Source organism: Psychrobacter pasteurii (assembly GCF_900162815.1).
Taxonomy (GTDB): domain Bacteria; phylum Pseudomonadota; class Gammaproteobacteria; order Pseudomonadales; family Moraxellaceae; genus Psychrobacter; species Psychrobacter pasteurii.
Genome location: NZ_FUGD01000048.1, coordinates 1 through 12,525, shown reverse-complemented (window position 1 = coordinate 12,525; position 12,525 = coordinate 1). Strand labels below are relative to the sequence as shown.

General features: G+C 44.4%; 10 protein-coding genes. 6 read left to right on the top strand and 4 right to left on the bottom strand.

Translation table 11 applies throughout. The features are described 5' to 3' along the window. Window positions 1-46 precede the first annotated feature (46 nt). The 4 genes from efp (at window position 47) to A1232T_RS02325 (ending at window position 3,303) form a co-directional block, all read left to right on the top strand. The gene (gene efp / locus A1232T_RS02340; RefSeq protein ID WP_077447869.1) at window positions 47-622 is read left to right on the top strand and encodes an elongation factor P; all 576 of its coding nucleotides are present in this window, start codon (window positions 47-49) and stop codon (window positions 620-622) included. 192 nt (window positions 623-814) lie between these two features. Next, the gene (locus tag A1232T_RS02335; protein ID WP_077447868.1) at window positions 815-1,963 is read left to right on the top strand and encodes a hypothetical protein; all 1,149 of its coding nucleotides are present in this window, start codon (window positions 815-817) and stop codon (window positions 1,961-1,963) included. A gap of 71 nt (window positions 1,964-2,034) precedes the next feature. Continuing rightward, a complete protein-coding gene (locus A1232T_RS02330; RefSeq protein WP_077447867.1) occupies window positions 2,035-2,460 on the top strand; it encodes a secondary thiamine-phosphate synthase enzyme YjbQ in 426 nt (141 codons plus the stop codon). Window positions 2,461-2,649: 189 nt separating this feature from the next. After that, the gene (locus tag A1232T_RS02325) at window positions 2,650-3,303 is read left to right on the top strand and encodes a hypothetical protein (RefSeq protein ID WP_077447866.1); all 654 of its coding nucleotides are present in this window, start codon (window positions 2,650-2,652) and stop codon (window positions 3,301-3,303) included. A 94-nt stretch (window positions 3,304-3,397) separates the two neighbouring features. Here A1232T_RS02325 and A1232T_RS02320 read toward each other — a convergent pair whose 3' ends face one another. From A1232T_RS02320 to A1232T_RS02305, 4 genes are all read right to left on the bottom strand, one after another. After that, window positions 3,398-3,934 (bottom strand): DUF4112 domain-containing protein, encoded by a 537-nt coding sequence (locus A1232T_RS02320; protein ID WP_244152342.1) that lies wholly within the window; start codon window positions 3,932-3,934, stop codon window positions 3,398-3,400. Between the two features lie 149 nt (window positions 3,935-4,083). Further along, a complete protein-coding gene (gene ubiA / locus A1232T_RS02315; RefSeq protein ID WP_077447864.1) occupies window positions 4,084-5,034 on the bottom strand; it encodes a 4-hydroxybenzoate octaprenyltransferase in 951 nt (316 codons plus the stop codon). A 116-nt stretch (window positions 5,035-5,150) separates the two neighbouring features. Next, window positions 5,151-5,846, bottom strand: a complete 696-nt coding sequence (locus tag A1232T_RS02310; protein WP_095532716.1) for an HAD-IA family hydrolase — start codon at window positions 5,844-5,846, stop codon at window positions 5,151-5,153. A gap of 23 nt (window positions 5,847-5,869) precedes the next feature. Then, window positions 5,870-6,964: an RluA family pseudouridine synthase gene (locus A1232T_RS02305; RefSeq protein WP_143513939.1), complete on the bottom strand. Its 1,095-nt coding sequence runs from the start codon at window positions 6,962-6,964 to the stop codon at window positions 5,870-5,872. A gap of 1,199 nt (window positions 6,965-8,163) precedes the next feature. On the opposite strand from A1232T_RS02305, the gene A1232T_RS02300 reads away from it, so the two are divergent. Together A1232T_RS02300 and A1232T_RS02295 are read left to right on the top strand one after the other, a co-directional pair. After that, complete coding sequence (locus tag A1232T_RS02300) at window positions 8,164-12,138, top strand: Rne/Rng family ribonuclease (RefSeq protein WP_077447862.1); 3,975 nt, start codon at window positions 8,164-8,166, stop codon at window positions 12,136-12,138. Between the two features lie 147 nt (window positions 12,139-12,285). Beyond that, the coding region (locus A1232T_RS02295) for a helix-turn-helix domain-containing protein (RefSeq protein WP_143513938.1) at window positions 12,286-12,525 on the top strand (240 nt) is incomplete at its 3' end.

The window sequence follows — 12,525 nt, the reverse complement described above, 5'->3', positions numbered from 1 at the left end:
ATATTTGATTTTTGTCATTAATTTGAAATGTATCAGGAGCAATATTGTGGCAAGTTTTTCAACTAACGAATTTAAAGCCGGTCTAAAAGTTATGTTCGATGGCCATCCTTGTGCCATTATTGATAACGAATTTGTTAAGCCAGGCAAAGGCCAGGCTTTTAACCGTGTCAAACTACGTAATTTGCGTACTGGTAAAGTATTAGAGCAAACCTTCAAATCAGGTGAAAGCTTAGAAGCAGCGGATGTTGTTGATACTGAAATGAACTACCTATATAACGATGGTGAGTTCTGGCATTTCATGCACCCAGAGACCTTTGAGCAATTACAAGCTGATGCTAATGCAATGGTCGACGCTAAGCAATGGCTAAAAGAAAATGGTAACGATTTATGCACCATCACTTTATTCAACGGTGTGCCTTTATCAGTAACTGCACCAAACTTCGTAGAACTTGAGATTGTTGAAACAGATCCAGGCGTACGTGGTGATACTTCAGGCGGTGGTGGTAAACCTGCTCGTCTAGAAACTGGCGCTGTGGTTCGCGTACCTTTATTCGTTCAACAAAACGAAATCGTTCGTGTTGATACGCGTACTGGTGATTACCAAACTCGTGTAAGCCAGTAATTATAAGCCGCTAACCCTTTTAGCTTTAAAAGGGTTTAGTGCTATTAGCCAGTCTCAAAAGTTTTATTTGCCTTAATCTGAATGACTATTATACATTCAGTAGCGGTAGAATAAAGCTGGAGAGCCTGGCTATTTTTTTTAACTGTTGAAAAAACCTTGTTATCCCACTCAATTTAAGAAGTTGCCCTTGCTATGTCTTATCCGCTACTGCTCCTAATTTTAAGCCTAATTGTCATTGTGCCTACGGTATTTGTCATCAGTGGGCGCTCAAAACAAAAGCTGTTGGGCAATAGCCAGCCCAATCCTAAGTATCTAGGCAATAGCAGCACGGCGGCCAATCAGCAGACTGCCAAGGCATCATCAGAGCAGCTACAAATCGCCAATGCTATCGATAAATATCGAAATCACCCTGCCCTGCCCATTAGCTTCCGTCAACTGTTGGGTAAGATTCACAGTCAGTACCTAGCTTTAGTCTCAGTGAAACTGGCACCAGATCAGCGCTTTACGGTAGATAAGCTAGCCGGCTCTCGACTCGGTGAAATTATCGAGGACTACTTAGCTTTAGATTCAGATTATGCCGAAAACACCATCATAGACCGTCAAAATAATCTGACCAGCCAAGACATTACCTACGGCCAGCTCACCTCAATGCTTGAGTTTATGCAGCGGGTTCAAAGTGATGGACAACAGCAAGTAGCCAGCAATATCTTAGCCAATCGCAGCTATCTGCAATCTGTGTACGGGGAATTTCACCCTGATGCACAGAGCAATGATAGCCTACATAATTTAAAAGCCCCTGATATGGAGCTTAGTGAACTTCAGCAGCAGCCTACTTCAGAATTACTGATCGAGCGCAGTCACAGCTACCTAGCAGACTGTGACCTGATGTCCCCTAGTGAATTATCGTTAGCAGATAAGGCAGAATATTTTGGGACGGAGCTACTCATGCAATTAGGGCAGCTGACCTTTTCTGCAGAAAACACCATAGCTTATAGTGAAGCTTTATTAGGCAGTGAGATAAACTTGTCCGCTTTTGATCAGATATTGACGAAAGCCCTACCTAGCCTGCTGCGAAGCACTTTGAATACAAATGAGGATATTGCTGCTGATGATGAGCCCGTAACGGCTCTTTCTTCGCATCAAAAGGCTCTGTTAGAACAAAAAATCGCTCGGGTTCAGCAGTTAATAGACGACTGCCTAGCTCGACTAGAAAAAGCAGCGGACCAGCAGTTTCAAAGCGGAGTCGCCTCTGCAGATACCCTACAGTCTGTTCATAGCACCGTAAAAAGCAAGCTGTCGCAAGCACAGTACTTATTAGACAGTGGTTTTTTTAAATTATAGAGCCCTAGTAGATTATTGTTTTTAGGCTTCAGTTTATTTATTAAAAGGGTTATTTATTACAGGGATTACATATGGCTTTTTATCAAACTACCCTCACTCTCCCTGCCTACACTCGTGGCATCCATATTATCACCCCTCATATACAGCAAGCGCTCAACGACCTTCTACCACAGGGCGCCAAGGTGGGAATGATAAACCTGTTTTTACAACACACCTCGGCCAGCTTGACCATAAACGAGAATGCGGACCCTGATGTTCGTCTCGATACTGAAGATTGGTTAAATCAAGTCGCTCCTGCTGACCAACCCCAGTATCGCCATACATTAGAGGGGTCTGATGACTTGCCAGCACACTTTAAAAGCATGATGCTCGGGGTGAGCTTAAATATCCCGTTGATAAACGGTCGGCTTGGATTGGGCACTTGGCAAGGCGTTTATTTATGTGAGCACCGCAATCATGCAGCTGGTCGTCGCTTGGTGATCACGGTCAATTTATAGCCAACAAAGCTGATTACTTGCCGCTCAGATAGAAACCGCTAAATAACTCATACACATCTTAAACCAGGTTGGTTGTGTCTGACTCTAGGCTGTGATTAACTCTACGGCTTATCGAGAATAAAAAAACACAAAGCTATCAACAAAGCACCAATACAAAGGCTTTTTTTAGCTTTAATAGAGAGGTAAATTATGGCTCAATCATTGTCTGTTAACCCTAGTCCAAAACTTATGCTATCTGGCCTGCTGCTTGGAGGTTTACTTGGCTTAACTGCTTGCCAACAACCCAGCGACAATCAAGATAAGGCCAATAGTGATGCAGCTGAAGCCACAAACTCGGCTCAGATGTCAGACCCGACTGCCTTAGATAAAGACAGTAGTGAGGCTCAGCCAGTAGAAGGGGTAGAAGAGGAAGTTTTAGAGATTGAAACAGACTCTAATAAGACTGACTCTACGCAGCCGTCTCAAATAAAAGAGCCAACAGAAACTGAGAACTCAGCCTCTAATGAAGACACAGAGTCAGCCACCACAAAAAATACGCCGCCTGCTTCAGAAATCCAAGTTACCGACGTTGAATATCAAGACAGCGAAGGGCGTAGTATCCATGTGACGTTCCAAACCTCTGCTACGGCTACCTTACAAGCAAGTTTAAGACTGCCTTCTGGTAAGCGCATCCTACTAACCGCGCCCTCCGGACAAGGCAACAACCCTACCTACCGCTCTACAGATGGCTCTATTGAACTGGTCACTCATGGTGGCGGCTCTAGCATGGATTTGTTTTATGAGAATCAAAGGGCTGAATTTGATGCGGTCAAGACAGATTCTGAAATCCTTAAGCCGCAATAGCTTCGTTGCTATAACCCAAAAACTAGAGATAAAAAAACCCACACCTTTTTAAGGTATGGGTTAAACATTTATAGTCTAAAAAGCTTAAATATATCTACGCCTGGGTAGCAAATAAGCCGATAAACCAAGAGCCCAAAGTCCACACAGCCAGGGCTAGTAAAACTAATACGATGAGGCCTAAGATATCGGGGACATGTAAATAAATCCAAGCGACTACTGGGTTACGCCAAAACTTAGACTGCCGCTGCTTTTTTTGTAAGGCTTCATGCATGAAAGGGCGATCAATATGGGTAGTCTCTTGTATCCCATACTCCACTTGTAGGTGGTCACGCACAATCTCTAACGTCCTACGGCTAGGACGCAAAAAGACATCCATAACCGTACCCGCAACCGGCACTACCCCTACGACCAAATCAATTAAGGCCAATCTAACCGCTGGCGTTAATTTTTTGGCAGGGACACCTAATCTTATGCCCAACATAAAAGCGTAACTGGTTAAAAGTAGCCCTGCCACATCACCAGCGATAGGTACTGTGGATAATGCAGCATCTGCCCCCACGCCTTGATTGGTAAAAGGGATACGCACCACAGAATCCATGGTGTTAGCAAATTTGGCCAAACTGCGCTCCATTTCTATCACTTGCTGCCGAGTTAACCCCTCTTTTAGCAAATTCTCTTCAAATCTTTGCCTAGCCTCTTGTGTGGCCGGGCTATTTAAAGTTGTCTTAAAAGGAGCGGTTTTAAAAGGTTTTGCCATCAGCGTATCTCATAATTAAAAAGTTAAGTTAGGCCGTTAAACTCAATCCACAAACTACTTAAAACTACTACCAAAAACACATATCGCCCTACCCAGACGTTGGCCAAAAAGGCTTTGAAACAGGCCATAGGGTTACGGGTAGCACAAGCTCTATTTTGCTGAGCAAATAAAATGGCGACCAGACCTAAAGCATAAATTGGAATCAAACCCAGTCTTGTCTCTACAAAATAATGATAAAAAACCACCCCCATCAGAACCAAAAAGGCAGTCTGTAGCAAAGAGATGATTAATACATCAAAACGACCAAACAATATTGCTGTCGACTTAACCCCAATTTTTAAATCATCCTCTCGATCTGCCATAGCATACTGGGTGTCATAAGCCACTGTCCAACACATATAAGCAAGAAACAACAACCAACACCAAATATCAGGATAACCTTGGACAGCGACATAAGCCATAGGAATGGCCCAGCCAAAAGCTGCTGCCAAAAATACTTGTGGCAAATGGGTAAAGCGCTTCATAAAGGGATAAATAAAGGCCAGTATCACCGCCCCAATCGACCAGTAGAAGACCTCTATGGGTAGCCAAAACAACAAGCTAGCACTGATAAGAGACAGTACCAAAAAGGCACCCACGGCCTCCTTTGCTGATAATCTGCCATCCGCTAAAGGCCTTCCTTTAGTGCGACTGACCGAGCCATCCACTTTTCTATCCGCAAAATCATTGATAGCACAGCCCGCTGCCCGCATCAGTATCGCCCCAAGTGCAAAAATTAGCAGCACTGACCAAGAAGGCAGCACACTAGGTAATGCCGTTGCTTTATCAGAAGCCTCAGTTAAAGCATTGCCAAAGGCAGCTAAGAATACAGCCCAAAGTGTGGGCCATAAGAGCAGCTCAATCCCCACAGGCTTATCAAAGCGGGTCAAATGAATATAAGCTTGAAGTTTATTTTTAAAATTAGAGTCAGTCATAGCAAGTCAGCAAAGCTAATTCAGTTACACCGAAACGGTTCGGCATGTTAAAAAATAATAAATCGGGAGCTGTGGCAAACACCAGCTCCCTTGAGGATATGACAGTCCGATAAAACTTAGCCTGCCGTTAACAGCTTAATGAGCTGTTCGGGGGTATCCACCTGATAGGTCGGATTTTCTGCGGCAAGCACTTGGGGTTTGGCAGCCCCATAGTTCACCGCAATAGAGGTCATGCCCAACTGGTTGGCCATTTGTATATCATGGATACTGTCACCGATAAAGACAGCATCGGCCACCTGATAACCAGTCTCTTGCAGGATGTCTTTTAGCATTTGTGGGTTTGGCTTAGAGCCCGACTCATCAGCGCAGCGGCTACTCACGAAGTAATGACGACTTTGTGAATAGTCCATAACCCGATCCAGCCCTGCTCGCTTTTTACCTGTCGCTACAGCCAACTGCTTATCTTGTGCCTTAAGCTGCTGCAACATGGCCTCGATACCAGAGAAAAACTGTGAATGAGGCTGATCAGGCTCAACACTGGCTCGAACATAATAATCGGCATAGCTTTGCTGAATGGCCAAATGCTGCTCTGCACTGGCTTGGGGATAGAGAATTTGTATCCCACGGATAAGGCTTAAGCCAATGATAGATTTGACCTCTTCATCCGTGGTGGAAAACCCATTGGCCTCGCCGGCAACATGCATAGACTTTACAATCAAGCCTATCGAATCCATCAAGGTGCCGTCCCAATCAAAAATAATCAGCGACTTATGTTTTAAGTCATGCTCAGCATTAGGGGCAAGTTCATTCATAATAGTCTGTCCTTGTGCCAAGCTTAATCTAACTTAAAATCTGCAGGCACTAGTGACTGCATGTCCTCAGGTAGTGGCGCTTTAATCATCTCATACTCAGGCACATCCAGCTTCCAAGCGTGCAAGCACAAACGACGTACACCAGACTTGTCATTAATGTGATATTTATCATCCCCTAAAATAGGATGTCCCAAATACGCCAAATGGACACGGATTTGATGAGTGCGTCCAGTATGAGGCATGGCTTCTATTAAGCTAACCGGCTCTCCATTAATCTCAAAACGAGCCAACACTTTGCAGGTGGTCTGACTAGGCTTGGCGTCAGGATTGCCTTTGTCCACTTTGACTCGGCGCTCGCCACTAGCAAGCGTGTAACGCAGTAAAGGCGCATCAATATTAATGTCATTTAAGGCAGGCTGACCTTTGACTATACATAGATAATGTTTCTGGATGGTCTTTTCACGCAGATGCTCTTGCAGAACCTTCAGTGTTGAGCGCTTTTTGGCGATCATCAACAACCCTGAAGTGTCTTTATCAATGCGATGCACCAATTCTAAGTACTTTTTCTTGGTAGCATCACGCATGGCTTCAATCACCCCGAAGTCCAGTCCGCTACCACCATGTACCGCCATACCTGAAGGCTTATTAAGCACAATAAGTCCTTCATCTTCGTATACCACACGCTCTAGCAAGCTTTTGGCAAAGCCTTCACTAATCACTGGCTTTTCACGAGTCGCTAGTCTTACAGGAGCGATACGGACCACATCACCACGCTCAAGATTGTCATAAGGCTTACAGCGCTTATTATTAATGCGCACTTCATCCGAGCGAATCATTTTATAAATATGAGCACGAGGCATGCCTTTTAGGCGTGCTAATAAAAAGTTATCTACCCGCTGACCATGTTGATTGCGTGTCACCTCTAGGTGATTTACTTGACCAAAGTCTTTAATATCTTCATCAGCACTTTGTGGACGAGCTTTAGTAGAATGACGCTTAACCTGTGACGGTTCAACGCCTACACTGGCCATAAGCCCTTCTAGGTCTTTCTCTATTTTTGGGTTTTTATCGTTCATTTGATCTACAGTTTTCTCAGATTTTCGATTGAATTTTGACATATTTTGTTAGGTGTTTGGCAAAAGATTTGGTATAGTCTAACACGTTGACTTTGTGTCTCGTGTATTGTTATGAATAAACGCCTATTTTTATGGCTCTTTTATAATTTCACTCGGCGGCACCATTATTAGATCTTAATTTGCAACAGCATACCTGTGTAGCAATGAGCATCTTGTTAAATATTCTGTAGAGAATATAAAGTCAGCCCACAACGTTATTTTTATAAACAATGATTTTGGGTAGGTGGTTTAGGAGCTTACAACTCCGGTTTGCCGACTTGGCGCCACACCCCCATGTAAATTTAACATGTACACAATGTTCTAATATCTTAGAAACATAATAGCCTTGGCCAAAAGCCTTTGCTAATTATTGAAAGCCCAGTGACCTAACGTAGCCGCTAGCCAAGCTGTGTAACCTTACAACTTACACAGATTAAATCTAAGCTACCCCTTAGAATTACTGGTAATAAGCATGAATATTTAAGACCAAATTTTGCCAATTGGCGGTCAAATAACTGTAATGAAACGCTTAATAAACCTTGCTTTTTGTCATAATGAAAAAGCCGTTATTTGCCAAGTACGCCCCGTCAAATTGAGCTCTAAATTGATAATGAGATAAAACTTTAGGATTTTTAAATTTAATTGATTAAGTTTATATAATTAAGACAGACGATCTTTTTGGTCACTGACCTTTTACTAATGACAATACAAATTAGTTAGGCACACCAGCATGACATAAGGATGACCTTACACCTCTCCTTATCAGCATTAAATAACTCAGTTCGAAACGCCTTGATTATGACTATTTTCAACCTTAAGCATTAACGTAGTAAGACAGTTTCTAGTCAATTGAAGCTGAAAAAAGCAGTAAATACGGATGACAGACATCCAGTAAGGAGTGTGCCTTTCAAGACCCCCTTAGTTTTACCTATCTTGAAAGCTCATGACAAACTGCCAACTTAATGACAGCAGGACGCTGAAACTGACTGTTGCTGCCTAATGCTTAAATAAATAACACCTAAACAAAGTTTGCTTACAAGCTCTTATCCTTGGTCTGCTTACTCATAAAATACCGTCAGTTTTACTGTATCATCAGAAAAATGCGCTATTGAATAGAAGGCTTATATTTTAGCTCTCTTCATGCTCAAGCTTATCTTCTAAGTATCAGCCATTGTGTGTCATGACCTAACTAGGACACAGCAATGAAACGCATACTTATTAACGCCACTCACAACGAAGAAGTACGTGTTGCTTTATGTAAAGGCAACCATCTTTATGACTTTGATCTTGAAAACCGCACCCGCGAACAGAAAAAAGCCAACATCTATAAAGGCCACGTTACCCGCGTAGAGCCCTCTTTAGAAGCGGTGTTCGTCGAGTATGGCTCAAAACGCCAAGGCTTCTTGCCTGTCCGTGAAATCGCTAGCGAATACCTATCAGGCAATCCTCGCGAAGAAAACATCCGTAAGCTAATCAAAGAAGGTGATGAGCTTATCGTTCAAGTAGAAAAAGAAGAGCGCGGTAATAAAGGCGCTGCTCTATCTACTTATGTATCGTTGGCCGGCCGCTACCTAGTCTTAATGCCAAACAACCCGAAAGGCGGCGGTATCTCTCGTCAAATCTCTGGCAAACTACGTGAAGATATGAAGCGTATGCTAGGCAATTTAGACCTGCCTAAAGGCATGAGCGTTATCGTACGTACCGCTGGTATTGGTAAGACTCAAGAAGATTTACAGCACGATTTAAACCATCTGCTAAACATCTGGAATGCCATCCAAGACCAGAATAAAAAATACGCCTCTCCTCGCCTAGTGCATCAAGAAGCTGGCGTAGTGACTCGTGCGGTACGTGACTATCTACGTGATGATATCGCTGAGATTTGGATTGATAATGAAGAAGCTTTCATTGAGGCCGAAACCTTCATAAAAGCGGTTATGCCAACCCAAATTGATAAGCTGCGCAAATACACCGACTTTGAGCCTATGTTCTCAAGCTTCAACGTTGAGCGCCAAATTGAGACCGCTTATCAGCGTGAAGTACGCCTGCCTTCAGGGGGCTCAATTGTTATTGACCAAACTGAAGCCTTGGTGTCTATCGATATTAACTCAGCCAAATCAACCAAAGGTGCTGACGTAGCTGAGACCGCCTATCACACCAACTTAGAAGCGGCTGATGAGATTGCCCGTCAACTTCGTCTACGTGATATGGGTGGCCTAATTGTTATCGACTTCATTGATATGAACGACAACAAACACCAAAAAGAAGTCGAAAAACGTCTGGTTGAAGCCACCAAATATGACCGTGCTCGTGTTCAATTTGGTGAGATTTCACGCTTTGGCCTGATGGAGATGAGCCGTCAGCGTCTGCGTCCATCACTGGAAGAGTCTACTGGTTATATCTGCCCTCGCTGTCATGGTAACGGTATGATTCGTGACCTGCGCTCTTTGTCTTTGTCTATCATGCGTCAAATTGAACAGACAGCATTAAAAGAGCGTCATGGTGAGGTTCAGGCTGAAGTACCTACTGATATCGCTGCGTTTTTATTGAACGAAAAACGCGAAAGCTTAGTCTACCTTGAGCAAGACAGTGGCACACGCATTACTATTTTGCCGCACGCGCATCTTGAGTCACCAAACTTCAACCTACACTTCAACCACCATGGCTTTGCTCCAGCAAGCTATGAGCGTGTGACTGACACTCAGCAACAAGAAGCCAGCAGCTTAGGTTATGAAGTAGATTGGCAAACTGCTGAATCTGAGCGCCCAGAGCAGCAGCCTACCCGTCAGCCACGCAAACCTGCTCCTCAGGCCAGTGCTGATAACCACAAACCAGCTCAAACTAATAAAGCAGCGGCTGCACCTACGGCTAATACAGCTGCTCCTGCCCAGCCGCAACAACAAGCTCAAGCGCAGGTAGAACAGGCCAAACCTGCGGCTGTGGCTTGGTTATCAAACTTGTTTGCCCCAACCCCACAAGCACAAATGTCAGCCACTGTCAGCAGTGCTGATGCTGCTCAAGCTATTGAAGCTATCGTAAATACGGGCGCTCAAAGCCGTGGTGCTTTTGGTCAAGTAAGCGCAGCTCCTGTTGCTCCTGCTCCTCAGTCTGCAACTGTGGCTCAGACAACCACACAGGCTGAGACAGAAAGTAAAGACGACAGCAGCACAGAAAGCGATAACGATAAAGAGCGTCGTCGTTCACGCAACAACAGAAGCCGTAATAAGTACGACAAGCGTGCTAAGTCAGAGACCCGTCGTCGTCAACCTGAAAAAGAAGATAAAAAGTCAGCTCAACAGGCAGACAAGTCTGAGGCTCAAACCTCAGCGCCAAGTCAAGACAGTGGTACCAATGCTAAAGAGCTGCCAAAACGTGAGCCTAATAGCAAACGTGAGTCACGTGGTCCCATTGAGCGTGGTGAAGCCAAGCAGCCACAAAGCAAGTCTTCTAGCAGCAATCAAGACCACCGTGCTAAGTCAGAAGACAAAAACAAAGGCTCTGATAGAAATGGCTCTCGCTCACAAAACGATCGCCAAGTAGATCCTAATGAGGTAAACCTAAGAGTCACTGAAGCTGAAGTCACTCTGAAGAAATCTGAAGTGGTTCACATCTCATTAGACGATACCAAGGCCAGTCAAGCTACTGACGCTAAGTCTGAGAAAGCCAGTAAGCCAGAGTCTAAAGCTTCTACTAAATCAGACGAGAAGCCTACTGCCAAAGCACAGCCAAAAGCTGCTGCTTCAGAGAAGAAAGTAGAAAAAGCAGACAAAGCTGACTCAGGTAGCCAGAAGGCGGACCAGGCTGAAGCTCAGAAAGCTACGGCTGCTGAGGAGCCAAAAGCTGCTAAGCCAGAAGTAGCTGACAAAGCTGGTGAAACTGAAGCCAAGTCCGCTGAAGTTGCTGCTCAAAAAGTAGAGAAAGCTGCTGAAGAGCCAACAAAAGAGAAAACAGAAACTGCTAAACAAAAGGCCAAGCCAGCTGAAGCGAAACCAGCTCAAGACAATGAGTCTGAAAGCGACAGCGGTAGCTTAAGCTTTGACACAGACGAGTTGTTTGCTGATCGTTACGTAGCAGCACAAAAGTTTGGTCAAGCCAGCAATGATCCTCGCTTAATCAAAGCCTCTTTAATGAAGCAAGTTGAGGTAACTGAAACTGAACAACCTCAAGTTGTGCCAGCAGCAGTCATTACCGGTACCGTGGGGCAATTTATCCATACTCATCTGGCCCAGCCCAGTATGCGTTTGGCTAAAGATGGGGTAATTGCCTGTTTCTTAGCGGCTCTAAATGCGCACAAAGAAACTTCAGGCGGTCACTCGAAGCCTGCTACTAAACGTAAGTCGGTAAAACAAAGTGCGTCTGAGTCACTACAAGCCTTTAGCTTTGTTAACTATGGCTATCAGTCCTTGTCTCCTAGCTATTTAGAGCGCTTCGCTCAGATGACTTCTGCTGTGGCCGCTCATAACATCGAGCAAGGCAAAACAGAAGTTGAGCCAAGCCCTATTGGTGCTAGAGCGTCAAACGATCCTCGTGGTCAGCATCCTGACTACACAGCACCAGTAGCGGACACCACTACTGATGTAGTCGTAGAATCAGCACCTACAGAAGCAGAACAGGAGCCTACTGCTGAAGTTCAGGCTACGGCAGAGACTGCAAAGGAAGCGGACAGCTCTAGCTCTAATGCCTCAATGGCAAGCCTGCTAACCTTAAATGTTGGCGGCTTCGTTAACCAAGTGCTAGGACAAGAAGGCTTAGATATTATTCAGTCTGGTCAGACGGAAGCAGCCTTCCTAAAAGCAATGAATCAGCCTTGGGATCAGTTAATCTCTGCCGCCCAAAGACTGACTTCTGGTACAGCTAAACAAGCTTCTGAAGACTTAGAGCCTGCCACAGCTTTGGCTGCTGATGACTCACAAACAGATGAGGCTAGTTCAGAGAGCTCTGAGGTGGCGCAAGAGGCCAAGTCTGAAGCTCAAGACAGCTCAGCTGGTGCTTCAAATAAGACCAGCATTGAGACCTATAAGAGTATGATTGAGAATATCTCTGAGCAACTTTTGCCGCAGACAGGTCTATTAAACCTGACCTCTCCTAAAGTGCCTAAAGCACGCACTCGCAAAACCAAAGAAGAGTCTAAAAAGTCGGCTCCATCAGACAATGAGTCTGGTAGCAATAACGAAAGTTAATTGCATATAATTAACCTTAGAACATAAAAAAGGCCACTTGTAATAAGTGGCCTTTTTTTATGTCTATGTTTTATTAATACAGCTCTATAATACCAATTCCACAAAATAAGGTACAATACAACCAACTCAACAACATAATAGAATCATATGCCGAAAAAGACCCCTAGAAATCATAAACTCACAGACCACGATTTTCTGCAATTATCTAAAACAGAAGGCAATGCCAGAGCGCGAATCAGACTGCTCATGCTGCATCAACTGAGTCAAGGTCATCCTATAGCGACCGTAGCAGAGAACTTTGGCTACAACCCTAGAAGCGTCTATACCATAAGAAGGAAATACTGGTTGCATGGTATCACTAGTGTCTATGACGCAGCTGGCAGAGGC